Here is a 24,670-nt window from a genome sequence, read left to right on the forward strand (position 1 = left end):
GGCATGTCCGAGGCTCGAAGGAAGGCGGCGCTCGCCCGCGAGGCGTCGCGGGAGCTCGCCCAGGCGCCCTCCCGCGCGCGTTCCGAGGCAATCTTCGCCGCCGCGTCGCTCATCGAGGGGCGCGTCGCGACGATCTGCGAGGCGAACGAGGCCGACGTGGCGCGCGCGCGGGCGCGCGGCATGGCCGAGCCCCTCGTGGACCGGCTGCTGCTCGACGAGGGGCGCCTGCGCGCCATCGCCGCGTCGCTTCGCGAGATCGCCCGCCAGGACGACCCCGTCGGCCAGGTCGTGGGCGGCAGGACGCTCGAGTCGGGTGTCCGCGTTGAGCAGGTGCGCGTCCCGCTCGGCGTCGTCGCCGTCATCTACGAGGCGCGCCCCAACGTGACCGCCGACGCGTTCGCCCTGTGCCTGCGCTCCGGCAACGCGTGCGTCCTCAAGGGCGGCTCCGCCGCGAGCGCGTCGTGCGAGGCGATCGTCGCCTGCTGCCGCGAGGCGCTCGGGTCGGCCGGGCTGTCCCCCGAGGGGGTACAGTACGTCGCCGACGACGCCTCTCACTCCGAGACCGGGGAGCTGCTGCGGGCGCGCGGGCTCGTCGACGTCCTCGTCCCGCGCGGCGGCGCCGAGCTCATTCGCTCCTGCGTCGAGGGGGCCACGGTCCCCGTCATCGAGACCGGCACGGGCAACTGCCACGTCTACCTCCACCGTGACGCCGACGTCGGGCGCGCGGTGTCGATCGTCGTCAACGCGAAGTGCTCGCGACCCGGCGTGTGCAACGCCGCGGAGTCGCTGCTCGTCGACGCCTGCGCCGCGGAGCGCCTCCTGCCGCCGGTCCTGCGCGCGCTCGCCGAGCGCGGCGTGGCGCTCGTGGGCGACGACCTCGCGCGCGAGGTCGCGCTCCGCTCCGGTGTCAATATGGCCGCCGCGACCGAGCTCGACTGGGGGACGGAGTACCTCGACCTCAAGATGAGCGTCAGGTGCGTGGACGGCGTCGAGGAGGCCGTGGCGCACGTGAACCGCTACGGGACCGGGCACTCCGAGGCCATCGTCAGCGAGTCCTACGCCGCCTGCGAGGCGTTCCTCGCGGGCGTCGACGCCGCGGCGGTGTACGCGAACGCCTCGACGCGCTTCACCGACGGCGGCGTCTTCGGGCTCGGGGGCGAGATCGGCATCTCGACGCAGAAGCTCCACGCGCGCGGCCCCATGGGCGCGACGGCGCTCACCACGACGAAGTACCTCGTGAGGGGGGAGGGCCAGGTCCGATGAGCGTGGACGTGGCGGCGCTGCGCGCGGCCGACCTTCCGGTGCTCGGGACTGACGAGGGTCGCACCTACCGGCTCGGCATCATGGGCGGGACCTTCGACCCCATCCACAACGGCCACCTCGTCGCGGCCGAGCAGGCCTTCGACGACCTCGGCCTCGACCTCGTTGTGTTCATGCCCGCCGGGCGCCCTGCGTTCAAGCTCGACAAGAGCGTGACCTCCGGCGAGGAGCGCTTCGCCATGACGCTGCTCGCGACCGCCGACAACCCGCACTTCGTCGCCTCGCGCTTCGAGATCGACCGCGACGGCGTCACCTACACGGCCGACACGCTGCGGCTGCTGCGCGAGCTCTATCCCAGCAACGTCGAGTTCTACTTCATCACCGGCGCGGACGCCATCACCGAGATTGTCTCGTGGCGCGACGCCGAGGACATCGCCCGGCTTGCCCGCCTCGTGGGCGCCACCCGGCCCGGCTACGACCTCGACCAGGCGTGGGACGCGATAGCTGCCTCGGGGCTCGACTTCGACGTGACCTACCTCTCGGTGCCCGCGCTCGCCATTTCCTCGAGCTACCTGCGCGACCGCGTGGGGGCGGGGCAGAGCCTGCGCTACCTGACCCCGGACGCCGTCACCGGGTACCTGCACAAGCACGGGCTCTACGGGGCGCGGAGGAACCGCTACGGACAGACCGAGGAGGCCGTGGGCTAGATGGTGAAGAAAAAGAAGCTCAAGGTCCGCTACGCCCGCGAGCAGGAGGCCCTTCTCGCCCGGCTCCGCGAGGACCTCGCCGTGCAGCTCGAGCGCAAGCCGAAGCGCCTCGCGCACTCGCTCTCGGTGGCGAGGACAGCGGAGCGCCTCGCGCTCCTCTACGGCGTGGACCCCTTCCTCGCGTGCGCGGCGGGCATCCTTCACGACTGGGAGAAGGCGCGCTCCGTCGCCGAGCAGCTCAACCGCGCGCGCGAGCTCGGGATCGACCTCGGCGTCGACCTCGAGCTCGTCCACTCGCTCCTGCACGGCATGATTGCGGCGCGGGAGCTTCCCGAGCGCTACCCGGAGCTGCCCCCCTCGGTCTGGCACGCCATCGCCGTGCACACCTCCGCGGCCGCCGACATGGCGCCGCTCGACATGGTGCTCTTCGTGGCTGACGGCATCGAGCCCCTGCGCCCCGACACCCCGGGGATCGAGCGCACGCGCTTGCTCGTGGGGGAGGCGCCCCTCGAGGACGTGTTCTGGGAGTCGTTCGTCGGGGGCATCGCCTACGTCCTCAAGGGCGGGCGCTATCTCTACCCCGGGACCATCGACGTGTACAACGAGCTGGCGGCGCGCCGCGCCGCCGGCAGGAAAGGCAAGGAGAACGCATGACCGTGACCCCGCTCGAGCTCGCCAGGGTGGCCGCCCTCGCGGCTGACTCCAAGAAGGCCCGCGACGTCGTGCTTCTGGACCTCTCGGCCCAGACCGACGTCTGCGACTACTTCCTCATCTGCACCGGGGAGAACCCCCGGCAGGTCGACGCCATCGTCGACGAGGTCCGCGAGAAGGTGAGCGCCAACTGCGGCGTCTCCCCGATCTCGTGCGAGGGCCGCGAGGGCCTCTCGTGGGTGCTCGTCGACTACGGCTCGGTCGTCGTGCACGTGTTCAAGCCCGAGACGCGCGACTTCTACCGCCTCGAGCGCCTCTGGGGCGACGCCCCGCGCGTCGAGCTCGACCTTGCCTGACGAGACCCTCTCCCCGCGGGGCGGCGGGGCCGGCGCCGATCCCCTCGCCTGGGAGGGGCCTGCGGTCGGCCTGCTCGACCTTGACGCCTTCTTCGCCTCCGTCGAGCAGCTCGACCACCCCGAGTGGCGCGGTCGTCCCGTCATCGTGGGCGGCTCCCCCGACCGCAGGGGCGTGGTGTCCACCGCGTCGTACGAGGCGCGCCGCTACGGCGTGCACTCCGCCATGCCCTCGGCCACCGCGCGCCGGCTCTGCCCCGACGCCATCTGGACCCGGGGCAACTTCGCCCGCTACCGCGAGATGAGCGCGCGCGTCATGGGCATCCTCGGCGACGAGACGCCCCTCGTCGAGCAGGTCTCGATCGACGAGGCGTTCTTCGACGTCACCCCCGGGCGCTTCTCGCGGGAGAGCCCGCTTTCCATCTGCCGGCGCGTGCAGGAGCGGGTCGCTGAGCTCGGCGTGACCTGCTCCATCGGCGTCGGGGTCAACAAGACCGTCGCGAAGATCGCCTCGGAGCGCGAGAAGCCCCGCGGGCTCACCGCGGTCCTGCCCGGCACGGAGCGGGCCTTCCTGGCGCCGCTGCCCGTCGCGGCGATGAGCGGGGTGGGGCCTGCCACGCAGGAGCGCCTGAGGAGGATGGGCATCAGGACCCTCGGCGAGCTCTCCCGCGCCGACGCGCTCGAGCTCGAGCGCGTGTTCGGCGTGCTCGGGCCGCGCATGGCGCTGCGGGCCGCGGGGCTCGAGCGCAGCGCCGTTATGGAGGCGGCCGCGCCCGAGGAGGTCAAGTCCGTCTCGAACGAGCGCACGTTCTCCGAGGACCTCACCGAGGCGGACCAGATCCGCGCCGGCATCGCGCACGTGTCGGAGATGGTGGGTCGGCGCCTGCGCCGCAAGGGGCTCAGGGGGCACACCGTCACCCTCAAGGTCAAGTACGACGCCGCGCACGCGCGGACCGCGCAGCGCTCGCTCGGCGCCCCCACGGACGACGAGCGCGTCTTCGGGCGGGTCGCTCAGTCGCTGCTCGACGAGCTCTGGAGTCCCGGGATGCGGGTGCGCCTGCTCGGCGTGGGCGTCTCGGGCTTCGACGACGGGCGCGAGGTGCAGATGAGCCTCTTCGCGGGGGAGGGGGAGGGCGCGGGGGACCGCGACCGCTCGGCGCTCGGGCGCGCCTGCGACGCCCTCCGCGAGCGGTTCGGGGACGGCGCCGTGGGCTACGGGCGCGACCTGCGCTTCAGCGGGTCAACGTCGGACACCGCCCCCATGCACAAGGACCTCTAGCGCGCGGGCCCCCCGCTCGCCGACCTCGCCTGGAGCGTCACGGTGAAGGTGGTGAGCCCGTCGGTCGACGACGTCGCGCCGATCTTTCCGCCCATGCCCTCGACGAGCGCCTTGGCGATGGCGAGGCCCAGGCCGAAGCCGCCCCGCTCCTGGCGCTCCCGCGCGTCGTCGGTGCGGTAGAAGCGGTCGAAGAGGTGCTCGAGGTCCTCGGGCGCGATGGTCTCTCCGTGGTTGGAGACGCTGAGGACGGCCCGGCGGCCGTCGCGCGCCACGCGCACGCTCACCGCGCTGCCCGCGTCGGCGTACTTGGTGGCGTTGTCGAGCAGGGTCCTGACCACGCGGCCGAGGCGCTCGGGATCCGCGCTCGCGCTGACGCGGGGCTCGAGGTCGCAGGAGATCTCGCAGCCGCGCTCGAAGGCGACCGCGTCGAACTCGAGCGCGCAGCCCGACACGAGCTCGGTGACGTCGACGCTCGCCAGGCTGCCCTGGGTCGGCCCGGTCGCCTCCTGCTCGTCGGCGCGAGCGAGGGTGAGCAGGTCCTCCACGAGCCCGCGCATGTGACGCGCCTCGTCGGCGGTCCGCTCGACCCACCCGCGCGCCTCCTCGCCGAGGTCGTCCTCCGACTCGAGGATCTGCACGTTGGCGAGGATGACGGCGAGCGGCGTCTTGAGCTCGTGGGAGGCGTCCGAGACGAAGCGTCGCTGCTGCTCCCAGGCGCGCTGCACCGGGCGGAGCGCCCAGCCCGAGAGCACGTAGGAGATGGCGAACACGGCGCCCATCGAGACGAGGAAGATCGTGAGGGTCGAGAGGGCCTGCGCCCGCAGGGTCGCCCCGCGAAGGTAGGTGTCGACGAAGGCGATGCGCCAGCCCCACGCGGCGCGCGCCTTCATCCAGGCGACGGGGTAGCCCGTCGCCCTGCCGGAGTCGTCGGGGCTGTCGAGCGCCTCGCGCACGACGTCGCTCACGACGGCGTCCTCGACGTTGTCGACGAAGCTCGTGCGGTCGAAGATGACGCCGTCGTCGGTGACGTCGACGACGACGGCGAGCATGAGCTCGGCCGTGCTCTTGTCCGAGGAGTCGCCCACCGTGACCGCCGCGGCGCCGTCGCTCAGGGCGCGCTCGAGGATGTCGGTCACGATGCCGCGCTGCATGAGGGCGCTCGAGAAGAGCGACGAGCCGAGCACGCCCGCGAGCACGAGTCCGACGAGGAGCATCGTGATGGCGATCAGCTTTCTGCGCAGGCGGGCGAGCACGGCGCTACCCCTCGAAGACCTCGAGACGGTAGCCGAGCATCCTGAGCGTGGTTATCTGCACCTTTGACCCGATGTGGCCGAGCTTCTTTCGCAGGAACGAGACGTAGGCCTCCACCGAGTTCTCGGACGCCTCGGAGCCGCCCCACACGCGCGAGAGCAGGTCCTGCTTGGAGACGACGCGCGAGCTCGACGCCATGAGGATGCGCATGACCTCGAACTCCTTTCCGGAGAGGTGCACCGACGACGCGCCGCAGGAGAGGTCGTGGGTGGTGAGGTCGAGCGTGAGGTCCGCGAAGTCGACCTCGTCGATCAGCACCTCCCCGCGGCGCCGCGTGAGCGCCCGCAGGCGGGCGAGCAGCTCCTGCGCCTCGAAGGGCTTGGTCATGTAGTCGTCCGCGCCCGCGTCGAGGCCCCTGACCTTGTCCTCGGTCGACGTCCGAGCGGTGAGCAGCAGCACCGGCGTCGAGACGTCGTGGCGGCGCAGCTCGTGGACGAGCTCGGTGCCGTCCATGCCCGGGAGCATGACGTCGAGGATCGCGGCGTCATAGGACCCGGAGAGGCCCGCGCGAAGCCCGGCGCGCCCGTCGTAGCACACGTCGGCGTTGTAGGACGCGCCGCGGAGAATGCGGGCGATGGCGTCGGCGAGGTTCCTCTCGTCCTCGACAACCAGAATGTTCATGAAGTGACCCCCTTCGGAGCTCGAAAGCGTCTGTGCGGAGTCGCCGCACCCCTGCTATCCTACCCAGCAGCCCTGAAATTCATCTGAACTGGGGCGCGCGCCCTGCCCGCCCGGGCCCGGGTTCACAAAAACTGCACCTTGCGGACCACGCCAAGAGTCGTAAGATACATAACCGCTATGTGGCTTCGCGGTGCGGCCAACCTACCAACCACGCGCACCGCTCGATCGGAGGAGTTTTCATTGGCAGTTAAGATTCGCCTGGCCCGCCACGGTGCCAAGAAGCGTCCGTACTATCGCGTCGTCGTCGCCGACGGCCGCATGCCGCGCGACGGCCGCTACATCGAGCTCGTCGGCCGCTACAACCCGCTGACCAGCCCCAAGGTCATCGACATCAACCTCGAGAAGGTCGACGAGTGGATCGCCAAGGGCGCCCAGCCCACCAACGCCGTCGCGCACCTGATCGACGTCGCCAGGAGCGGCGAGCCCGCCGTCGAGAAGAAGGCCAAGCTCTCCAAGAAGGCCGCCGCCAAGGCCGCCGCTGCGGCCGAGGCCGAGGCGGACGCCGAGTAGGCGTCCCCATGGAGGCCACGGACAGCGCGCTCGTCGAAGACGAGGAGCGCGAGCTCCCCTCGGACCGCGTCGCGGACCTCGTCGAGTACATCGTGTGCGGCCTCGTCGACGACGAGGACGCCGTCTCGCTCGACGTGACCGACAGCGAGGGCTCCTCCCTCATCGAGGTGAGCTGCTCCGAGGAGGACGCGGGTCGCGTGATCGGTCGCAAGGGACGCACCATCAAGGCCATCAGGACCCTCGCGCGCGCGCTCGGGCAGCGCGTCGGCACGATGGTCGAGGTCGAGGTCGTGGGCTGACGTCTCATGCGTGAGCGCTACAGAACCATAGCCCGTGTGGAGAAGACCCACGGGAGAAGAGGGGAGGTCGTGACGGTTTCCGTGCACGGCCTTCCCTCACTTGTGCGCGAGGGCCTCGAGGTCGCCCCCGTGCCGCCCGAGCTCACGGGGCCGCGCTGGCGCACCGTCGCGTCGTGCTCGTCGGACGGCCGCGAGGGGCAGCTCGTCGCGCTGGGGGGCGTCGCCGACCTCGACGGGGCGGAGCGCCTCGTCGGGAAGCTCCTGCTCGCCCGCGAGGCGGACCTGCCCGAAGACCTCGCCCTGCACGACGCGGGGCGGCTCGTGGGCCGCGAGGTCGCCGACACGCGCCTCGGCGCGCTCGGCTCGATCGCCGAGGTGCTGCGCGGGCCCGCCAACGACGTGTGGGTCGTCCGCGGCCCGATGGGGGAGTGCCTGCTGCCCGTCGTCGATGCCGTCGTGAGCGAGGTCCCCGACGAGGGTCCCGTCGCCGTGCGCGTGCCCGCCGGCCTCGAGCCGGGGGGTGGCGCGCGATGACCTTCGAGACCCTCTCGGTCTTCCCCGAGGTCTTCGAGCCCTACCTCGGCGTCTCGGTCCTCGGCCGGGCGCGGAGGGCGGGCGTCTTCGACTTCGTGGCGCACGACCTGCGCGACTGGACCCACGACCGCCACCGCACCGTCGACGACGCCCCGTTCGGCGGCGGACAGGGCATGCTCATGAAGCCCGAGCCCATCTTCGAGGCGGTCGAGGCGATCTCGTCGTCGGGGGAGCGGCCGCACGTCGTGTTCTTCTCGCCCTGCGGGAGGCGCTTCGACCAGCGCTGCGCCGAGCGGCTCGCGCGCGAGCGCCGGGTCCTGCTCGTGTGCGGGCGCTACGAGGGCATGGACGAGCGCTGCTACGCGCTCGCCGACGAGGTCCTCTCGCTCGGCGACTACGTCCTCACGGGGGGCGAGCTCGCGGCGCTCACGGTCATCGACGCCGTGGCGCGCCTTCTGCCCGGGGCGCTCGGCGACGAGATGAGCGCCGTGGACGAGTCCTTCTCGCCCTCGGGGCTGCTCGAGTACGCCCAGTACACGCGCCCCGCGAGCTTCAGGGGGATGGGCGTCCCGGAGGTCCTGCTCTCCGGGGACCACGCCCGCGTCGCGGCGTGGCGGCGCGAGAGCGCCATCGAGCGGACGGCGCGCTGGAGGCCCGACCTCCTCGACGCCGCGGACATCACCGACGAGGAGCGCGCGCGGGCCCTCGAGCTCGCGCGCGAGCGCGAGAGGGGGACGCTATGAGCGGTGCGCACAGCAGGGAGGCCGAGCGCAGGGGGCTCTCGGGCGCGGCGTGGTTCGCCATCTGCCTCGTCGTCGCCATCGCTGCGGGGCTTGCGGTGAGGGCCTTCGTCGCGATGCCCTACGTGGTCCCCACCGGGTCGATGCGCGACACCATCGTCGAGGGCGACATGCTCATCGGCGAGAAGGTCACGCTCGCCTTCGACGACCCCGTCCAGGGCGACATCGTCACCTTTGAGAGCCCGATCGACGGCGAGACCCTCATCAAGCGCGTCATCGCGGTGGGCGGGCAGACGGTCGACCTCGTCGACGGCGCGGTCTACGTCGACGGCGAGCCCCTCGACGAGCCCTACGTCGACGGCAGGCCCAGCTACTCGCTGAGCGACCTCGCGGGGTCCGCCCAGATCAGCTACCCCTACGTCGTGCCCGAGGGCACCGTCTGGGTCATGGGCGACAACCGCACCGACTCGAAGGACTCGCGCTACTTTGGCCCCGTGAGCCTCGATGCCGTAACATCGAAGGCGCTCTTCATCTACTGGCCGCTATCGCACGTCGGGGCGCTCTAGCCCCGCGACACCCAAGGGAGAAGGACGGAAATGAGGGAAAACGCTCTTACGTTCCAGGACATGATCCTCGCGCTCGAGCGCTACTGGGCGTCCCAGGGCTGCACGGTCATGCAGCCCTACGACTCCGAGGTCGGCGCCGGGACGTTCCACACCGCGACCACGCTGCGCTCGCTCGGGCCCGGCTCCTGGCGCACCTGCTACCCGCAGCCCTGCCGCCGCCCCGCGGACGGCCGCTACGGCGAGAACCCCAACCGCATGCAGCACTACTACCAGTTCCAGGTGCTCATCAAGCCGTCGCCCGCCGACTCCCAGGAGCTCTACCTCGACTCGCTCAAGGCCATCGGCCTCGACCCCGCGGACCACGACGTCCGCTTCGTCGAGGACGACTGGGAGAGCCCCACGCTCGGCGCCTGGGGCCTCGGCTGGGAGGTCTGGCTCGACGGCCAGGAGGTCACGCAGTTCACCTACTTCCAGCAGGTGGGCGGCATCGAGGTCGACCCCGTGCCGGTCGAGATCACCTACGGCCTCGAGCGCATCGCCATGTACATCCAGGGCGTGACCTCCGTCTACGACGTCGTGTGGAGCTACCTGCCCGACGGCACCCCGATGACCTACGGCGACGTCTTCCTCGAGAACGAGCGCGAGTTCTCGGCCTACAACTTCGAGGTGGCCAACGTCGAGATGATGCGCCAGAAGTTCGACGACTACGAGCGCGAGTGCCACTCCTGCCTCGACGCGCACCTGCCGCTTCCCGCCTACGACTGCGTGATGAAGTGCAGCCACGCCTTCAACCTGCTCGACGCGCGCGGGGCCCTCTCCGCCGTCGAGCGCGCCAACTACATCCTGCGCGTCCGCGCCGTCGCCAAGGCCTGCTGCGAGTCCTACCTCGCCGAGGTCGCCGCCCGCGCAGACGAGAAGAACCAGAAGGGGGAGGTGGCCTAAGATGGCCGAGACCCGCGACTTCCTGCTCGAGATCGGCACGGAGGAGATGCCCTCCGCGCCCCTCATCAACGCCGTCCGCCAGCTCGGGCCGCTCGTGACCCGCGAGCTCGACGCCTCGGGGCTCGCGCACGGCGCCGTGCGCGTGGCCTCGACGCCGCGCCGTCTCGCCGTCATCGTGAGCGACGTCGCCTGCGAGACCGAGGCGGTCCACGAGGTCAGGCGCGGCCCCGCCGCGAGCATCGCCTTCGACGAGTCCGGCGTGCCGACCAAGGCGGCCGCGGGTTTCGCGCGCAAGTGCGGCGTCGACGCCTCCGAGCTCGTGCGCCGCGTCGACGACGACGGCCGGGAGTACGTCTTCGCCGAGCGCAGCGTCCCCTCGGCCCCGGCGCTGCCGATTCTGAGCGAGCTCTCCGAGCGCACGATCGCCTCGCTCGAGTGGCCGAACTACCGCAGCCAGCGCTGGGGGAGCGAGCACCAGACCTTCGTGCGCCCGATCCGCTGGATCTGCGCCCTGCTGGGCTCCGAGGTCGTCCCGGTGCGCTACGCCGACGTCACGAGCGGCAACACCACCAGGGGCCACCGCGTGCTCGGGCCCGGCGAGCACGTCGTTGCCGAGCCGAGCGCCTACGAGTCGGTCCTCGAGGCCGCGGGCGTGCTGCTCGAGGACCGTCGCCGCGAGGTCATCGCCGAGGGCATCGCCCGCATCGAGGCCGAGCGCGGCGGCGCCCGCGTCGACACGCCCAAGCGCATCCTCGACGAGGTCGTGAACCTCTGCGAGTGGCCCACGGTGGTCGTGGGGACCTTCGACGAGGAGTTCCTGCGCGTGCCGCACGAGATCATCTGCGAGTCGATGCTCTCCAACCAGCGCTACTTCCCGATCTACGACGCGAGCGGCGAGCTCACGCGCGAGTTCGTCATCGTCATGAACACCCGCCCGGAGAACGCCGCGCGCGTCATCGAGGGCAACGAGTGCGTCGTGCGTGCCCGCCTCGACGACGCGAAGTTCTTCTATGAGGAGGACCTGCGCCAGCCCCTCGAGGCCTACCTGCCGCGCCTGGGGGAGGTCACCTTCCAGGAGAGGCTCGGCACCGTCCTGCAGAAGTCCGAGCGCATGGAGCGCCTCGCCCCCGAGGTCGCCCGCCGCTCGCTCGCGCTCGACGAGCGCCTCGCCGCCATGGCCGGTCGCGCGGGACGCCTTGCCAAGGCGGACCTCGTGACCCAGGCCGTCGTCGAGTTCACGAGCCAGCAGGGCGTCATGGGCGGCTACTACGCGGCCGCCTCCGGCGAGCCCGCCGAGGTCGCCGAGGCGATCCGCGACCAGTACCGCCCGCGCTTCGCCGGCGACGACCTCCCCGCGGGCCCGGTCGGCACCTGCGTCGCCGTCGCCGACAAGCTCGACACTATCTGCGGCATGTTCGCCATCGAGCAGCCCCCGACCGGCTCCTCGGACCCCTTCGCCGTGCGCCGCAGCGCCATCGGCGTGCTCGCGATGCTGCGCGACGCCCCGCGCGGGGCGCTCGCCGAGCTCGTCTCCTGCTCGCTCGACGCCTACGCCGCGCAGGGCCTCGAGTTCGACCGCGACGCCACCGAGGCCGCCGTGCGCGCCTACTTCGCCGGCCGCCTCGCCTCCATCGCCCGCGACGAGGCGGTCTCGCCCGACACCGTCGAGGCCGTCGGCGAGACCGACGTCATCGACCCCGGGGAGTTCCTCGCCCGCGCCCACGCCCTCGAGGCCGCGCGGCGCGACGACCCCGCCACCTTCGACGCGCTCGCGCAGGCCTACGCCCGCGCCTCGCACCTCGCGGACGCCTCGCTCGGCACCGACGTCGACGCCGCCGCCCTCGGCGAGGCCGAGCGCGCCCTGCTCGAGGCCTGCGACGCCGGGTCCGAGCGCGTGGGTGCCGCGCTCGGCGCCCGCGACTTCGGCGCGGCGATCGGTGCCCTTGCCGAACTCAAGGCGCCCATCGACCGATTCTTCGACGACGTCCTTGTCATGGACGAGGATACTGCGGTAAGAGAGAACCGACTCCGTCTGCTCAACCGTTTCGTTTCCGTGTTCGCTGGTGTCGCCAACATCGGCGCGCTCTCCAGAAAGCGGTAGGATAGGGGCAGACGGGGCGACCGCCCCTACACGCCTGAAGAGGTACAGGAGGACTTGTGATGGCTAAGCTCGATCTGGATGACGACATCTTCGGTCAGGTCGTCCCCCTCATCTTCGTACTGTCCGACGCGCGCGGCGAGACCGCCAACACCGTCGTCATGGCCGCCGCCGCCCAGTTCGGCGACGACTGCGTGGAGATCAAGCGCCTCTCCAACGTCAAGGACGTCGACGCGGTGCGCGCCCTGCTCGACGAGCACTTCGACCCCGATCGCCCGTGCGCGGTGTTCCACACCTTCGCCAACGCCACGCTGCGCCGCGAGATCCGCCGCGAGCTCGACCGCCGCGGCATCCCCTCGATCGACCTTCTCGGCCCGGCCGTGACGGTCATCTCCACGCTCACGGGCGAGGAGCCCACGCGCGAGATCGGTGCCGTGTACAAGGGGGATGCGGCGGCCAAGTAAGGCCAAATCGCATCACATGTTACTACCACTGGGGTCGAGTCGCACGGCTCGGCCCCAGTTTTTCGTGCCGCTCGCCGCTTACCTAGCAACACTTACCGGACGTCCGATTGATCGTGGGCGGGGAGTCCCGCGTTGCTACCATGACCAATGGTCGCGCGGAGTCATCGCGCGCTGTTGTAAGTGCGCGCCACGCAAGCGGCGCGTCCGGACCCAGAAAGCAAGGGGTAAACATGGCAGAAAAGCACGTCTACCGCTTCGGCTTCGACGCCAACGGCAACAACGTGACCGAGGTCGCGGGCGAGTCCGTTGCCGAGGCCAAGTGGATCACGGGTGGCAAGGGCGCCAACCTTGCCGAGATGGCCAACATCGGCCTCCCCGTCCCTCCCGGATTCACGATCACCTGCCAGACCTGCGTCGCGTACTCCAGCGCCGGCAACGTGTGGCCCGAGGGCGTTCTTGACGAGATCGACGAGTACCGCAAGGACCTCGAGGAGCGCATGGGCAAGAAGCTCGGCGACTCCGAGGACCCGCTGCTCGTCTCCGTGCGCTCCGGCGCCCCGTTCTCCATGCCCGGCATGATGGACACGGTCCTCAACCTCGGCCTCAACGACGACTCCGTCCAGGGCCTCATCAAGCAGACCGAGAACCCGCGCTTCGCCTACGACTCCTACCGCCGCTTCGTGCAGATGTTCTCCGACGTGGTCATGGGCGTCTCCGGCCAGCTCTTCGAGGACGCCATCGCCGCCAAGAAGGCCGAGAAGGGCGTGAAGCTCGACACCGAGCTCGACGCCGACGACCTCAAGGACCTCGTCGCCACCTTCAAGCAGATCTTCGCCGACAACGTCGACGCCGAGAAGTACCCCGAGGTGCTCGTCGACGGCAAGATCGAGTTCCCGCACGACCCGCTCGTGCAGCTGCGCCTCGCGGAGCAGGCCGTCTTCGGCTCCTGGAACACCGACCGCGCCATCCTGTACCGCAAGCAGAACAAGATCCCCGACGAGCTCGGCACCGCCGTCAACGTCCAGGTGATGGCCTTCGGCAACAAGGGCAACACCTCCGCCACCGGCGTCGCCTTCACGCGCAACCCCGCCGACGGCACCAACGAGCGCTACGGCGACTTCCTGGTCAACGCCCAGGGCGAGGACGTCGTCGCCGGCATCCGCAACACCGAGCCGATCGCCGACCTGCCCAAGGTCCCCGGCCTCGAGGAGGCGGGCAAGGAGCTCTTCCACGTCTTCGAGATCCTCGAGGACCACTACGCCGACATGATGGACCTCGAGTTCACCATCGAGCAGGGCAAGCTCTGGATGCTCCAGACCCGCGTGGGCAAGCGCACGGCGCTCTCCGCCCTCAAGGTCGCCATCCAGATGTACGAGGAGGGTCGCATCAGCAAGGAGGAGGCCGTCATGCGCGTGGCCCCCGAGCAGCTCGACCAGCTCCTCCACCCGCAGTTCGACCCCAAGGCCGACTACGAGGTCATCGCCAAGGGCCTCAACGCCTCCCCGGGCGCGGCCGTGGGCGCCGTCGTCTTCTCCTCGGCCGACGCCGAGGCCTACGCCGAGGCCGGCAAGCCCTGCATCCTCGTGCGCTGGGAGACCACGCCCGACGACCTGCACGGCATGGTCGCCGCTGAGGGCATCCTGACCTCCCACGGCGGCAAGACCTCCCACGCGGCCGTCATCGCCCGTGGCATGGGCGCGCCGTGCGTCTGCGGCGTCGACGCCCTCCAGATCGACGCGGTCAACAAGGTCTGCACCGTCGCCGGCACCGACATCACCCTGCACGAGGGCGACGTCATCTCCATCGACGGCACCACCGGCGACGTCATCCTGGGCGAGGTCAAGCTCGTCCGCCCGGAGCTCGGTGGCGACCTCCAGACCATCCTCGAGTGGGCCGACGAGGTCCGCACCGACGCCGAGCGCGGCCGCGTGATCGGCGTGCGCGCCAACGCCGACAACCCGGCCGACGCGCAGCTCTCCAAGGACAACGGCGCCTCCGGCATCGGCCTGTGCCGCACCGAGCACATGTTCCTCGGCGAGCGCAAGCAGCTCATCCAGAACTTCATCCTCGCGGACGACGACGCCGTCAAGGCCGACGCCCTCGAGAAGCTCGGCGCCGCCCAGAAGGGCGACTTCCTCGAGATGTTCAAGGCCATGGACGGCATGCCCGTCATCGTGCGCCTGCTCGACCCGCCCCTGCACGAGTTCCTCGAGGACCCGCGCGCCCTCGACGTCGAGATCGCCAAGGACGAGGCCGCCGGCAAGGACGTCTCCGAGAAGAAGGCCCTTCTCGCCAAGCTCGACTCCTTCCAGGAGGCCAACCCGATGCTCGGCCTGCGCGGCTGCCGCCTCGGCCTGGTCTACCCCGAGCTCAACGTCATGCAGGTGAAGGCCATCGCCTCCGCCACGGCCGAGCTCAAGAAGCAGGGCCTCGATCCCAAGCCCGAGATCATGATTCCGCTCGTGGCCTTCGAGGAGGAGCTCGCCCTCGTCCGCGAGGTCGCCGAGGAGAACATCAAGGCCACGGCCGACGAGTACGGCGTCGAGCTCGACATCCCGGTCGGCACCATGATCGAGATCCCGCGCGCGGCGATCACCTCCGAGGACATCGCCAAGCACGCCGACTTCTTCTCCTTCGGCACCAACGACCTGACCCAGATGGGCCTCGGGTTCTCGCGCGACGACGTCGAGGCCGCATTCATGCCGCTCTACCTCGACAAGAAGATCGTCAAGACCAACCCGTTCGCCACGCTCGACAAGGGCGTCGCCAAGCTCGTCCAGATGGGCGTCGAGGGCGGCCACAAGGGCAACCCCGACATCGTCTGCGGCGTCTGCGGCGAGACCGGCGGCGACCCCGAGTCCATCCACATGTACTACGACCTCGGCCTCGACTACGTGTCCTGCTCGCCGTACCGCGTGCCCATCGCCCGCCTCGCGGCTGCCCAGGCCAAGATCGAGTCCAACGGTGGCGCCAAGAAGGTCGAGAAGTAGTCTCGACCGATCGGTCCCACGGCTCTAGCCAGCGGGGGAGGGGGCAGCGCCCCCTCCCCCCTTCTCATGGCGCGGGGCGCCCGTCACTGCTGCTACAATTGACGCGAGCTCAACGTGCGGAGCGGGAGGTGACGTGAGGGTTTCGACGCGAGAGGACCTCGAGCGCGCCGAGCGGCGCGCGCTGTCGCCGGACGCCACCTTCTCTGACGCGTCGCTCGGTCGCGCGCGGGCGGAGGAACCCGACCCGCTCAGGACCTGCTTCCAGTGCGACCGCGACCGCATCCTGCACAGCAAGAGCTTCCGGCGCCTCGCTCACAAGACCCAGGTCTTTCTCGCCCCCGAGGGCGACCACTACCGCACGCGCCTCATCCACACCCTCGAGGTCTGCCAGGTCGCGCGCTCGATCGCGCGGCCGCTCGGGCTCAACGAGGACCTTACCGAGGCGATCGCGCTCGGCCACGACCTCGGGCACACCCCCTTCGGGCACGTGGGCGAGCGCGCGCTCAGCCATGCCATCGCCCGCTGGCGCGGCCTCGACCCGGACGTCGCGTCGTCGCGCCGGCTCTTCGTGCACGGGGAGCAGGGCGCGCGCATCGTCGAGCTGCTCGAGCGCGACGGGGCCGGGCTCAACCTCACGCGCGAGGTCGTCGACGGCATCAGGCTCCACAGCGGCGAGGGCCGCGCCTCGACCCCCGAGGGTCGCGTCGTCGCGCTCGCCGACCGAATCGCCTACGTCTGCCACGACATCGACGACGCCGAGCGCGCAGGGCTGCTCTCGGAGCGGGGCCTTCCCGAGGGGCCGCGCTCCGTCCTCGGCGACGGATCGTCGGAGCGCATCGAGACGATGGTCCACGACACGGTCCGCCAGAGCGCGGGGACCGGCGACGTGAGGATGTCGCCGACCGTGTGGCGTGCCATGATGGAGCTGCGCGCGTTCCTCTTCGAGAACCTGTACTCGCGCGGCGACGCCAAGTGGGAGGAGCCCAAGGCGTACGTGATGATCGAGGAGCTCTTCGACCACTTCATGGCTCACCCCGACGAGGTCCCCGAGGAGTACCGCGTGCATGACGCGGATCGGCCCGAGGTGCAGGTCGCCGACTTCGTCTCCGGCATGACCGACCGCTACGCCGTCCACGTCTACGAGCAGCTCAAGATCCCCCGCTCCTGGAGGCGCCGCCGCGGCTAGCGCCCTCGCCGCCGGGTCGCGTGATTTGTTGTGTGGTTCTTGTCAAACCTCGTCGCCGGCCCTATAATCAACCGCTGTGTGTTGAGCTATGTGTCGTTCGCAGGAGCGTCGGCACCTCTAGGAAAGAATGAGGTATGAGCATGGACTACATCCGCGCCATCGAGCGTCAGCAGATTCGCGAGGACATCCCCGCCGTCCGCGTTGGCGACCACGTGAAGGTGCACTACCGCATCGTCGAGGGCGACCGCACCCGTGAGCAGGTCTTCGAGGGCGACGTCATCCGCATGAGCGGCGAGGGCTCCCGCGAGACCTTCACCGTCCGCAAGATCAGCTTCTCCGTGGGCGTCGAGCGCACCTTCCCGCTGCACAGCCCGAAGATTGCCAAGCTCGAGGTCGTCCGTCACGGTGACGTCCGTCGCGCGAAGCTCTACTATCTCCGCGACCGCGTGGGCAAGGCCGCCCGCATCCGCGAGAAGCGCGACTAGCACTCAGGCACTGACGCACGCGAGCCGCCCCTCCGGGGGCGGCTTTGTTTGTATGGGGAGGCACCGCATGACATCGACGCCCAGGCCGACGAGCGCCCGCGAGGTCGCGGCGCTGCTCTCGGACGCGCCCCTCGACGAGGCGGCGGCGCTCGTCGAGCGCTACGCGGACGACCCGCGCAAGCAGGTCCAGGCCGCCGTGCGCTCCGCGAGGAGGCGCATCGAGCGGGAGACGGCCGAGCGGGCGCGCGTGCTCGGCATGTACGAGCTCCAGCGCGAGCTCGGGGGATCGGGACTCGTGGTCGGGGTCGACGAGGTCGGGCGCGGGGCGCTCGCGGGCCCGCTCACCGTCGCCGCGGTCTGCCTGCCCGACGAGCCCGTCATCTGGGGGCTCAACGACTCGAAGCAGGTTCCCCCGGCACGCCGGGAGCTGCTCGCCGCGCGCATCGCCGACGTCGCCGTCGCCATCGGCATCGCGCACGTGGAGCCCGCGTCGATCGACGCCGTGGGCATGGGGGCCTCGCTCCGGGAGGCCATGGCCGCCGCCGTTCGCGACGCCGGCGTCGAGCCCGATGCCGTGCTCATCGACGGCAACCCCGTCCACGCCCACCCGGCGGAGCGCTGCATCGTCAAGGGGGACGCGCGCGTGGCGTCCATCGCCGCCGCCTCGATCGTAGCGAAGGTCACCAGGGACGCGATCATGGTCGCCTACGAGGACGAGTACCCCGGCTACCACCTCGCGGCGTCAAAGGGCTACGGCTCCGCGGAGCACGTCGCCGCCATCCGCGAGCGGGGCCTCACCCCCATCCATCGCGTCTCGTTCTGTGGAAACTTCTTGGATCGCCCTCGCCTCTTCTAGGGCGCGGCGCGCCGTGACGCGACCCTCCCGGCGCTTCACGGCGCCGCGAGCTGCGCACATCCCGGCCCCCGCGGACGCGCGTCCGCGCGGCGCAAGCGCCGCGTCCGGAGCGCGGACGCCCCGCGCTCGCACGAGCTGCCACCATCGCGGCATCACGCCGGACGAGGGAGGCAGAGATGCTCGAGACCACGCACGATGACACGCGGCTGCGCGAGGGGCGACCCGGGAGGGGCGGACCCGCGGGGGAGGCGCGCTCGGTGCGCGACCTCTCGGCCAGGGAGCTCGGGATGCGCGGGGAGGAGACCGCCGCGCGCAACCTCGTCAGCCGCGGGTGGGTGATCCTCGAGCGCAACTACCGCTGCGCCCAGGGGGAGGCCGACATCGTCGCGCTCGAGCAGGAGGGTGACGAGACGGTCGTCCTCGTGGAGGTCAAGACGCGGCTCGCGCTCGGCGGGGACTCAGAGGTGGTGCCCGAGCTCGCCGTGGACGCGGGGAAGCAGGCGCGCTACCGCGCGATCGCGCTCAGCTACCTGGGGTCCCACGGCCAGTTCAAGGGGGTGCGCTTCGACGTCATCGCGCTCACGGTGAAGGGCGAGGGCATCGCGGGCATGCGCCACCTCATGGGCGCCTACTCCGTGGACGGCTGATGGGCGCCGAGACCGGCGCCGTGAGGGGAGCGGCACTCCGCGGCGTCGAGGCGCTCCAGGTCGAGGTGGAGGTCAGCACGTCGGGCGGCATCCCGGGCATCGACATCGTGGGCATGCCCGACGCGTCGGTCCTCGAGGCGCGCTCGCGCGTGCGCTGCGCCCTGCGCTCCAGCGGCTTCGACCTGCCGAGGGCGCACGTGACCATCAACCTCGCCCCGAGCTACATCCGCAAGACGGGTACCGCCCTCGACCTGCCTATCGCCGTCGCGATCCTCATCGCCACCAAACAGCTCCCGCGCCGGGTCGCGGAGGGGGCCCTCTTCGTCGGCGAGCTGGCCCTCGACGGCACCGTCTGCCCGGTGAGGGGCGAGATGGCCTACGCCCTTCTCGCCCGGGAGCTGGGACTCACGCTGCTCACCTCTGCGCAGAGCGACCTGGCGGGCGGATGGGGGCTCGACGCGCGCGGCGTGACCAGGCTCGGCCAGCTTCGGGAGGGCCCGGAGGCGCTCGGCCCCCTCGGGTCCGGGCCCGCGTGCCCCAGGGAGGGGGCGGGCGAGGCCCTGGACTTCTCTGACGTCGTCGACCAGGAGCTCGCAAAGCGCGCGATGGCCATCGCCGCGGCGGGGCGCCACGGCATTCTGATGGTGGGCCCTCCTGGGGCGGGAAAGACCATGCTCGCCCGGAGGCTCCCCACGATCCTGCCGCCCCTGACCGAGGACGAGCGGGCGGAGGCGCTCGTGATCCACTCCGTCGCAGGGCAGCCGGCCGAGGGGCTCGCGAGCGGGCGGCGCCCCTTCCGCGCGCCGCACCACTCGACCTCGATCGGGGGGCTCATCGGAGGGGGGCGGCCCGTCACGCCCGGGGAGATCTCGCTCGCCCACAAGGGGGTCCTGTTCCTCGATGAGCTGCCGGAGGTCGCGCACAACGCCCTCCAGGCGCTCAGGCAGCCCCTCGAGGACCGCCAGATCCGCCTCGTAAGGGTGGACGGCGTCTACACCTTCCCCTGCGACTTCCAGCTCGTCGCCGCGGCAAACCCCTGCCCGTGCGGGCACCTCGGGGACCCGGGGCACGAGTGCCGGTGCCCCGCGGCGAAGATCGCCGCCTACCAGGCGCGCATCGGGGGTCCGCTCATGGACCGAATCGACGTGGTCGTCGACGTCGCGCGGCCGCGCTCCTCGAGCGTGATCCAGGGGAGGGAGGGCATGGACTCTAAGGAGATGTCCGCGCTCGTCGCGGCGGCGCGCGAGTTCGGGTCGTGGCGCGAGTCCCGCGACGAGGTCGCCCGCGACCCCGTCGCCGCGGCGGCGCTCGACGTGCGGGCGCAGGCGACCTTCGAGGACCTCGCCGAGCGTCTCGCGCTCGGCGGGCGCGCGATCGTGCGGGTCGCTCGGGTCGCGCGGACCATAGCGGACATGGAGCGCCGCGAGAGGGTCTCGGCCGACGACGTCGTCGAGGCGCTCGGGTTCAGGTCGCGGGCGCTCGGGTGAGGGGAGGGATGTCATGACGGCGCGACTGACGGGGAGCGGCTGGGAGCTTCGCGCACAGGAGGGGGACTACCCCGCCTCGCTGCGGGACCTGGAGCGGCCTCCCGAGGTGATCTACGGCAGGGGAGACCCGGAGGCCCTCATGGGGCCCTGCGTCTCAATCGTCGGGTCGCGGCGTGCCACGCCCTACGGGATCGCGATCGCCGAGATGGCAGCGCGCGCCGCGGCGCAGCGCGGCATCACGGTGGTCTCGGGCGGGGCGCTCGGGTGCGACCACGCCGCGGGGATGGCGGCGCTCAGGGCGGGGGGACGCACCGTCGTGGTGTCGGGATGCGGGGCGGACGTCGTCTACCCGAGCAGCTCGCGAGACGTCTACGAGGGGGCCGTCGCCGCGGGCGGGGCCGTGGTCTCCGAGCAGCGCTGGGGCGTCGGGCCGAGGCGCTGGGCCTTCCCGCGCAGGAACGTGCTCATCGCCGCCCTCTCCCGGGTGCTCGTGGTCACCGAGGCGGGGGTGCGATCGGGGACCCTCTCGACCGCCGAGGCGGCCGTCGAGCTGGGGCGGACGGTCTACGCGATCCCCGGGTCGATCTTCTCGCCCAGCTCGATGGGCACCAACCGACTGATATCCGAGGGGGCCCGGGTCATTCCCGACGAGCGATCCCTCGTCCTTGCGCTCTCGCTCGACTACGGCGCGCCGGCGCTCGAGGCCGAGTCCGCGCGCCCCGACCCGGGCCCGGTGATGAGGGCGCTTCTCGCCTCGCCCCTGCGCCCCGACGACCTGGCGACGCGGCTGGGGGACAGCGTGCTGACCGTGCTCAGGACCCTCACCGACTACGAGGCGAGCGGGTTGGTCGAGCGCCTGCCGGACGGCAGGTACGCGCCCTCGCGGGCCTACCTCGCCGGCGAGCCCGAGCAGCGAGCTGGGCTGGGGCGAGCGTGAGCGGGTCCGCGCCGGAACGGGGCGCGAGCGCCGCCGCGGGGGGGGTCCAGCGGCGCCCGGGCAGGACGCCGCGCTTTCTCGGCGCGGCCCCTTGGGGCACAATGGAGGCGGGAAACGCTTTCAGAAGCTGGAGGGAGAGGCATGGGTCAGGTCGTGACGGTCGTAGGCGGGGGGCTTGCGGGCAGCGAGTGCGCGCTGCAGCTCGCGCGCAGGGGCCTTGGTGTGAGGCTCTGCGAGCAGCGCCCCGCCAAGGCGTCCCCGGCGCATCACGGCGCGCTGCTCGCCGAGCTCGTCTGCTCGAACTCCCTGAAGTCAACCAAGCCAGACAGCGCGGCCGGGCTGCTCAAGTGGGAGCTCGGCCTCATGGGCAGCGAGCTTCTGGAGGTCGCGCGCACGTGCGCGGTCCCGGCGGGCGGGGCGCTCGCGGTCGACCGCGACCGGTTCTCCGCAGCCGTGACGGAGCGCGTCGAGTCGAGCCCGCTGATCGAGGTCGTCCGCGAGGAGGTCACCTCGATCCCGGAGGGCCCCTGCGTCATCGCGGCGGGACCGCTGTGCTCCGACGCGCTCTTCTCGGCCATCGCCGAGCGGGTCGGCGGCGAGCGGATGAGCTTCTACGATGCGGCCGCGCCCATCGTCGACGCCGACTCGCTCGACCGCTCCGTGGTCTTTGAGCAGTCCCGCTACGGGGGGGAGGGGGCGGGAGACTACCTCAACTGCCCCATGGGGCGCGAGGAGTACGACGCGTTCATGGAGGCCCTGCTCTCCGCGGAGCGCGTCATCGCGCGCGACTTCGAGCAGGCGGACCTCTTCTGCGCGTGCCAGCCTGTTGAGGAGGTCGCGCGCACCGGCCACGACTCGCTGCGCTTTGGAGCGATGAAGCCGGTGGGGCTCGTCGACCCGCGGACAGGGCGGCGCCCCTGGGCGGCCGTGCAGCTCCGCGCCGAGAGCGCCTCGCGGGCGGCGTACAACCTCGTGGGCTTTCAGACCAACCTCACGTGGCCGGAGCAGCGTCGCGTCTTCCGCATGATCCCGGGCCTCGGGGAGGCCGAGTTCCTGCGCTACGGCGTCATGCACCGCAACTCCTTCGTCGACACGCCCCACACGCTCGACGCGACCTTTGCCATCCCGGGTACGCGCGCGCGGCTCGCAGGCCAGATAACGGGCACCGAGGGCTACGTCGAGGCCATTGCCTCGGGGCTGCTCGCCGCGCTCAACATGGCGGCCGAGCTCGCGGGCTGCGAGCCCGTGCGGCTTCCGGCGACGGGCGCCCTCGGGTCGCTGGTCGCCTACGCGACCGACCCCCAGACGACCGGCTACCAGCCCATGCACGTGAACTTTGGGCTCTTCCCGCCGCTCGAGAACCCACCGCGCAACAAGGCCGAGCGCCGCGCGGCGCTCGCGGAGCGAGGGCGCGCCGACCTCGCCGCCTACGTTGGCTCGAGGCCCGACCTGTTTGCCGGGGCAGCCCGGTGACGGACGGGCGAGGGGACGCCCTCACCCCCGAGGCGTCCGCGCGCCGCGATGGGCTCGAGCGCCTGGAGCTCGCCATCGACGGGTTCTGCGCGCACCTCGCCAAGGTGCGCGGCCTGTCCCCCAACACGGTGCGAGCGTATCGCTGCGACCTCGCCGCCTTCCGCGACTGGGCGGCTCGCGAGGGCGTCGAGCCGCTGCGGGCAACCCATCGCGAGCTGCGCGCCTACCTCACCGAGCTCGCTCGCGCGGGCTACTCGGCGCGCACCCTCAACCGCCGCCTCTCCGCGCTGCGGGGCCTCTACCGCTGGATGAGCCGCGAGGGGCTCTGCGACGGCTCTGCGGCCGCGGCCCTCGCGAGCCCCAAGGTCTCTCGCGCCCTCCCCAAGACGATGAGCGACGCCGAGGTCGAGAGGCTCCTTGCCACCTGCGACACCGCCGAGCCGGCGGGGCTCAGGGACCGCGCCTTCCTCGAGCTGCTCTACGCGACGGGGGCGCGCGTCTCAGAGATGGCCGCGCTGCGCGTGCGCGACCTCGACCTGCGCCAGGGCCAGGCGAGGCTCTTCGGCAAGGGGTCAAAGGAGCGCATCGTCCCGGTCTACGAGGTCGCGTGCGCATGGGCACGCCGCTACCTCGAGGAGGCGCGGCCCGCCCTCGCGGCCCGCGGCGGCCGGGCCCGTGACGAGCTCCTCCTCTCCACGAGGGGAAACCCCATGTCGGCCGACGCGCTGCGAGACGCCTTCGAGCGGCACGTGCGCCTCGCGGGCCTCGACCCCCAGCTCACCCCCCACGCGATGCGCCACACCTACGCGACCGAGCTGCTCGGCGGCGGCGCCGACCTCCGCAGCGTGCAGGAGCTGCTAGGGCACGAGAGCCTCTCGACCACCCAGGTCTACACCCATCTCAGCGTCGAGCGCCTCCGCGAGGCGGCCGAGCGGGCGCACCCCCGGGCGTGAGAGGGCGCCGACTCCTCCGCCCGGCCCCGCCGCGTCTGCAACCCGCACGCGTCTGGACTACGTGCTGGTTCCGGTCACTATTCAGCCCCCAACCGTCCGCAACCCGCACGCAGTTGGGCCACGTGCTGGTTCCGGTCGTTTCTCAGCCCCCAACCGTCCGCAACCCGCACGCAGTTGGGCCACGTGCTGGTTCCGGTCGTTTCTCAGCCCCCAACCGTCCGCAACCAGCACGTGTCTGGACTAGTACTTCTCGACAGATGACCCGGGCGCACCCGCGCGCGAGGGGAGGGGGCGCCTCGTGAACCCCTCGTGAACCACTCGACAAGGGGCGGCGGAGCGTCTATACTGCAAACCTGCTGTGCAGAGGCACGGCATGTCGCGTACCAGCGCGGCACCATCTCGCACGCGCGACGACCCGCCCGCCGTGGTGCCCGGGGCTCCAAGCCAGGTCCCGGGTGGCGTCTCGGGGATGACATCGCGCGGAGGAACAACCACAGGAGGTTACCATGGCTAAGATTACCATCCAGACCCTGCTCGATGCCGGCTGCCACTACGGCCACCAGACGCGCCGCTGGAACCCCAAGATGAAGTCCTACATCTTCGGCGAGCGCAACGGCATCTACATCCTCGACCTCAAGCAGACCATGCTCGGCGCCGACAAGGCCTACACCTTCCTCAAGGAGACCGCTGCCAAGGGCGGCACGGTCCTGTTCGTCGGCACCAAGAAGCAGGCCCAGGAGCCCATCGCCGCCCAGGCCGAGCGCTGCGGCATGCCCTACATCAACCAGCGCTGGCTCGGCGGCATGCTCACCAACTTCGTGACCATCCGCTCCCGCATCCAGCGCATGGAGGAGCTCGAGGCCATGGTCGAGGACGGCCGCATGTCGCTGCTCCCCAAGAAGGAGCAGGCCGTGCTGACCAAGGAGCTCGGCAAGCTCCAGGCCAACCTCGGCGGCGCCCGCACCATGACCGCCCTCCCGCAGGCCATCTTCGTCGTCGACTCCAAGCGCGAGGAGATCGCGGTCCGCGAGGCCAACCGCCTGCACATCCCCGTCGTGAGCCTGCTCGACACCAACTCCGACCCCGACGTCATCGACTACGGCATCCCCGCCAACGATGACGCCATCCGCTCCGTCTCGCTCATGTGCGAGCTCGCCGCCGACGCCGTGCTCGCCGGCTCCGGCAAGGAGCAGATCACGGCCGCCGAGATGGAGGCCGGCTCCACCGAGGCCGTCGTCGAGGCCCCCGCTGCCGAGTAGCA

25 protein-coding genes are annotated in these 24,670 nt (G+C 71.4%); 23 read left to right on the forward strand and 2 right to left on the reverse strand.

The window, feature by feature from the left end; translation table 11 throughout:
- The first annotated feature begins 3 nt into the window (after positions 1-3).
- From BQ7106_RS02290 to dinB, 5 genes are read left to right on the forward strand one after another with little or no spacing between them, the layout of a single operon-like run.
- Complete coding sequence (locus tag BQ7106_RS02290) at positions 4-1,263, forward strand: glutamate-5-semialdehyde dehydrogenase (protein WP_072370718.1); 1,260 nt, start codon at positions 4-6, stop codon at positions 1,261-1,263.
- Positions 1,260-1,967, forward strand: a complete 708-nt coding sequence (gene nadD / locus BQ7106_RS02295) for a nicotinate-nucleotide adenylyltransferase (RefSeq protein ID WP_072370721.1) — start codon at positions 1,260-1,262, stop codon at positions 1,965-1,967. The genes BQ7106_RS02290 and nadD overlap by 4 nt, the downstream gene beginning before the upstream one ends.
- Positions 1,968-2,621: a bis(5'-nucleosyl)-tetraphosphatase (symmetrical) YqeK gene (gene yqeK, locus BQ7106_RS02300; RefSeq protein WP_072370724.1), complete on the forward strand. Its 654-nt coding sequence runs from the start codon at positions 1,968-1,970 to the stop codon at positions 2,619-2,621.
- Entirely contained in the window at positions 2,618-2,974 is a 357-nt protein-coding gene (gene rsfS, locus BQ7106_RS02305) for a ribosome silencing factor (protein WP_072370727.1), read from the forward strand. The genes yqeK and rsfS overlap by 4 nt, the downstream gene beginning before the upstream one ends.
- Positions 2,967-4,250 carry a DNA polymerase IV gene (gene dinB / locus BQ7106_RS02310; protein ID WP_072370731.1) on the forward strand — a complete coding sequence of 428 codons (1,284 nt, stop codon included), beginning with the start codon at positions 2,967-2,969 and terminating at the stop codon, positions 4,248-4,250. Before rsfS ends, dinB begins: the two co-directional genes overlap by 8 nt.
- Here the strand turns inward: dinB and BQ7106_RS02315 are convergent.
- Positions 4,247-5,503 carry a sensor histidine kinase gene (locus BQ7106_RS02315; RefSeq protein ID WP_072370733.1) on the reverse strand — a complete coding sequence of 419 codons (1,257 nt, stop codon included), beginning with the start codon at positions 5,501-5,503 and terminating at the stop codon, positions 4,247-4,249. The genes dinB and BQ7106_RS02315 overlap by 4 nt on opposite strands.
- 4 nt (positions 5,504-5,507) lie before the next feature.
- Positions 5,508-6,182 carry a response regulator transcription factor gene (locus BQ7106_RS02320; protein ID WP_072370735.1) on the reverse strand — a complete coding sequence of 225 codons (675 nt, stop codon included), beginning with the start codon at positions 6,180-6,182 and terminating at the stop codon, positions 5,508-5,510.
- A 240-nt stretch (positions 6,183-6,422) separates the two neighbouring features.
- On the opposite strand from BQ7106_RS02320, the gene rpsP reads away from it, so the two are divergent.
- The 18 genes from rpsP to rpsB all read left to right on the forward strand — a co-directional run bounded on the left by rpsP (position 6,423) and on the right by rpsB (position 24,668).
- Positions 6,423-6,752, forward strand: a complete 330-nt coding sequence (rpsP, locus tag BQ7106_RS02325; RefSeq protein ID WP_072370737.1) for a 30S ribosomal protein S16 — start codon at positions 6,423-6,425, stop codon at positions 6,750-6,752.
- An 8-nt stretch (positions 6,753-6,760) separates the two neighbouring features.
- Positions 6,761-7,051 carry a KH domain-containing protein gene (locus tag BQ7106_RS02330; RefSeq protein ID WP_072370739.1) on the forward strand — a complete coding sequence of 97 codons (291 nt, stop codon included), beginning with the start codon at positions 6,761-6,763 and terminating at the stop codon, positions 7,049-7,051.
- Positions 7,052-7,120: 69 nt separating this feature from the next.
- A complete protein-coding gene (locus tag BQ7106_RS02335; protein WP_240307409.1) occupies positions 7,121-7,585 on the forward strand; it encodes a ribosome maturation factor RimM in 465 nt (154 codons plus the stop codon).
- Positions 7,582-8,328 (forward strand): tRNA (guanosine(37)-N1)-methyltransferase TrmD, encoded by a 747-nt coding sequence (trmD, locus tag BQ7106_RS02340; RefSeq protein WP_072370744.1) that lies wholly within the window; start codon positions 7,582-7,584, stop codon positions 8,326-8,328. Before BQ7106_RS02335 ends, trmD begins: the two co-directional genes overlap by 4 nt.
- Complete coding sequence (gene lepB / locus BQ7106_RS02345; RefSeq protein ID WP_072370748.1) at positions 8,325-8,891, forward strand: signal peptidase I; 567 nt, start codon at positions 8,325-8,327, stop codon at positions 8,889-8,891. Before trmD ends, lepB begins: the two co-directional genes overlap by 4 nt.
- Positions 8,892-8,921: 30 nt before the next feature.
- A complete protein-coding gene (locus BQ7106_RS02350) occupies positions 8,922-9,833 on the forward strand; it encodes a glycine--tRNA ligase subunit alpha (protein ID WP_072370751.1) in 912 nt (303 codons plus the stop codon).
- 1 nt (position 9,834) lies between these two features.
- Positions 9,835-11,934 carry a glycine--tRNA ligase subunit beta gene (gene glyS, locus BQ7106_RS02355; RefSeq protein WP_072370753.1) on the forward strand — a complete coding sequence of 700 codons (2,100 nt, stop codon included), beginning with the start codon at positions 9,835-9,837 and terminating at the stop codon, positions 11,932-11,934.
- 59 nt (positions 11,935-11,993) lie between these two features.
- Positions 11,994-12,395 carry a kinase/pyrophosphorylase gene (locus BQ7106_RS02360; protein ID WP_072370756.1) on the forward strand — a complete coding sequence of 134 codons (402 nt, stop codon included), beginning with the start codon at positions 11,994-11,996 and terminating at the stop codon, positions 12,393-12,395.
- Between the two features lie 230 nt (positions 12,396-12,625).
- On the forward strand, positions 12,626-15,385 hold the full coding sequence (gene ppdK / locus BQ7106_RS02365) for a pyruvate, phosphate dikinase (protein WP_072370759.1): 2,760 nt from the start codon (positions 12,626-12,628) through the stop codon (positions 15,383-15,385).
- 133 nt (positions 15,386-15,518) lie between these two features.
- The gene (locus BQ7106_RS02370) at positions 15,519-16,571 is read left to right on the forward strand and encodes a deoxyguanosinetriphosphate triphosphohydrolase (protein WP_072370762.1); all 1,053 of its coding nucleotides are present in this window, start codon (positions 15,519-15,521) and stop codon (positions 16,569-16,571) included.
- A gap of 140 nt (positions 16,572-16,711) precedes the next feature.
- Entirely contained in the window at positions 16,712-17,056 is a 345-nt protein-coding gene (rplS, locus tag BQ7106_RS02375; RefSeq protein WP_072371962.1) for a 50S ribosomal protein L19, read from the forward strand.
- 67 nt (positions 17,057-17,123) lie between these two features.
- On the forward strand, positions 17,124-17,912 hold the full coding sequence (locus tag BQ7106_RS02380) for a ribonuclease HII (RefSeq protein ID WP_072370765.1): 789 nt from the start codon (positions 17,124-17,126) through the stop codon (positions 17,910-17,912).
- A 176-nt stretch (positions 17,913-18,088) separates the two neighbouring features.
- Complete coding sequence (locus BQ7106_RS02385; protein ID WP_083526847.1) at positions 18,089-18,559, forward strand: YraN family protein; 471 nt, start codon at positions 18,089-18,091, stop codon at positions 18,557-18,559.
- Positions 18,559-20,046 carry a YifB family Mg chelatase-like AAA ATPase gene (locus BQ7106_RS02390; protein ID WP_072370768.1) on the forward strand — a complete coding sequence of 496 codons (1,488 nt, stop codon included), beginning with the start codon at positions 18,559-18,561 and terminating at the stop codon, positions 20,044-20,046. Before BQ7106_RS02385 ends, BQ7106_RS02390 begins: the two co-directional genes overlap by 1 nt.
- 13 nt (positions 20,047-20,059) lie before the next feature.
- Positions 20,060-20,983: a DNA-processing protein DprA gene (dprA, locus tag BQ7106_RS02395; protein WP_072370772.1), complete on the forward strand. Its 924-nt coding sequence runs from the start codon at positions 20,060-20,062 to the stop codon at positions 20,981-20,983.
- Between the two features lie 141 nt (positions 20,984-21,124).
- Complete coding sequence (gene trmFO / locus BQ7106_RS02400; protein ID WP_072370774.1) at positions 21,125-22,456, forward strand: methylenetetrahydrofolate--tRNA-(uracil(54)-C(5))-methyltransferase (FADH(2)-oxidizing) TrmFO; 1,332 nt, start codon at positions 21,125-21,127, stop codon at positions 22,454-22,456.
- Complete coding sequence (locus tag BQ7106_RS02405; RefSeq protein WP_072370777.1) at positions 22,453-23,409, forward strand: tyrosine recombinase; 957 nt, start codon at positions 22,453-22,455, stop codon at positions 23,407-23,409. The genes trmFO and BQ7106_RS02405 overlap by 4 nt, the downstream gene beginning before the upstream one ends.
- A gap of 506 nt (positions 23,410-23,915) precedes the next feature.
- Entirely contained in the window at positions 23,916-24,668 is a 753-nt protein-coding gene (gene rpsB / locus BQ7106_RS02410) for a 30S ribosomal protein S2 (protein ID WP_072370780.1), read from the forward strand.
- Positions 24,669-24,670: the final 2 nt, after the last annotated feature.

This window comes from Thermophilibacter mediterraneus (assembly GCF_900119385.1).
In the GTDB taxonomy this organism is placed as follows: domain Bacteria; phylum Actinomycetota; class Coriobacteriia; order Coriobacteriales; family Atopobiaceae; genus Thermophilibacter; species Thermophilibacter mediterraneus.

What these genes read in the sequence shown, in the direction of transcription:
- rplS (WP_072371962.1), top strand. Translation starts at nt 16,712, where the DNA reads ATGGACTACATCCGCGCCATCGAGCGTCAGCAGATTCGCGAGGACATC.
- yqeK (WP_072370724.1), top strand. Translation starts at nt 1,968, where the DNA reads ATGGTGAAGAAAAAGAAGCTCAAGGTCCGCTACGCCCGCGAGCAGGAG.
- trmFO (WP_072370774.1), top strand. Translation starts at nt 21,125, where the DNA reads ATGGGTCAGGTCGTGACGGTCGTAGGCGGGGGGCTTGCGGGCAGCGAG.
- glyS (WP_072370753.1), top strand. Translation starts at nt 9,835, where the DNA reads ATGGCCGAGACCCGCGACTTCCTGCTCGAGATCGGCACGGAGGAGATG.
- BQ7106_RS02360 (WP_072370756.1), top strand. Translation starts at nt 11,994, where the DNA reads ATGGCTAAGCTCGATCTGGATGACGACATCTTCGGTCAGGTCGTCCCC.
- rpsB (WP_072370780.1), top strand. Translation starts at nt 23,916, where the DNA reads ATGGCTAAGATTACCATCCAGACCCTGCTCGATGCCGGCTGCCACTAC.
- BQ7106_RS02320 (WP_072370735.1), bottom strand. Translation starts at nt 6,182, where the DNA reads ATGAACATTCTGGTTGTCGAGGACGAGAGGAACCTCGCCGACGCCATC.
- BQ7106_RS02330 (WP_072370739.1), top strand. Translation starts at nt 6,761, where the DNA reads ATGGAGGCCACGGACAGCGCGCTCGTCGAAGACGAGGAGCGCGAGCTC.
- lepB (WP_072370748.1), top strand. Translation starts at nt 8,325, where the DNA reads ATGAGCGGTGCGCACAGCAGGGAGGCCGAGCGCAGGGGGCTCTCGGGC.
- ppdK (WP_072370759.1), top strand. Translation starts at nt 12,626, where the DNA reads ATGGCAGAAAAGCACGTCTACCGCTTCGGCTTCGACGCCAACGGCAAC.
- BQ7106_RS02380 (WP_072370765.1), top strand. Translation starts at nt 17,124, where the DNA reads ATGACATCGACGCCCAGGCCGACGAGCGCCCGCGAGGTCGCGGCGCTG.
- BQ7106_RS02385 (WP_083526847.1), top strand. Translation starts at nt 18,089, where the DNA reads ATGCTCGAGACCACGCACGATGACACGCGGCTGCGCGAGGGGCGACCC.
- nadD (WP_072370721.1), top strand. Translation starts at nt 1,260, where the DNA reads ATGAGCGTGGACGTGGCGGCGCTGCGCGCGGCCGACCTTCCGGTGCTC.
- BQ7106_RS02350 (WP_072370751.1), top strand. Translation starts at nt 8,922, where the DNA reads ATGAGGGAAAACGCTCTTACGTTCCAGGACATGATCCTCGCGCTCGAG.
- dprA (WP_072370772.1), top strand. Translation starts at nt 20,060, where the DNA reads ATGACGGCGCGACTGACGGGGAGCGGCTGGGAGCTTCGCGCACAGGAG.
- rsfS (WP_072370727.1), top strand. Translation starts at nt 2,618, where the DNA reads ATGACCGTGACCCCGCTCGAGCTCGCCAGGGTGGCCGCCCTCGCGGCT.
- trmD (WP_072370744.1), top strand. Translation starts at nt 7,582, where the DNA reads ATGACCTTCGAGACCCTCTCGGTCTTCCCCGAGGTCTTCGAGCCCTAC.
- BQ7106_RS02290 (WP_072370718.1), top strand. Translation starts at nt 4, where the DNA reads ATGTCCGAGGCTCGAAGGAAGGCGGCGCTCGCCCGCGAGGCGTCGCGG.
- BQ7106_RS02390 (WP_072370768.1), top strand. Translation starts at nt 18,559, where the DNA reads ATGGGCGCCGAGACCGGCGCCGTGAGGGGAGCGGCACTCCGCGGCGTC.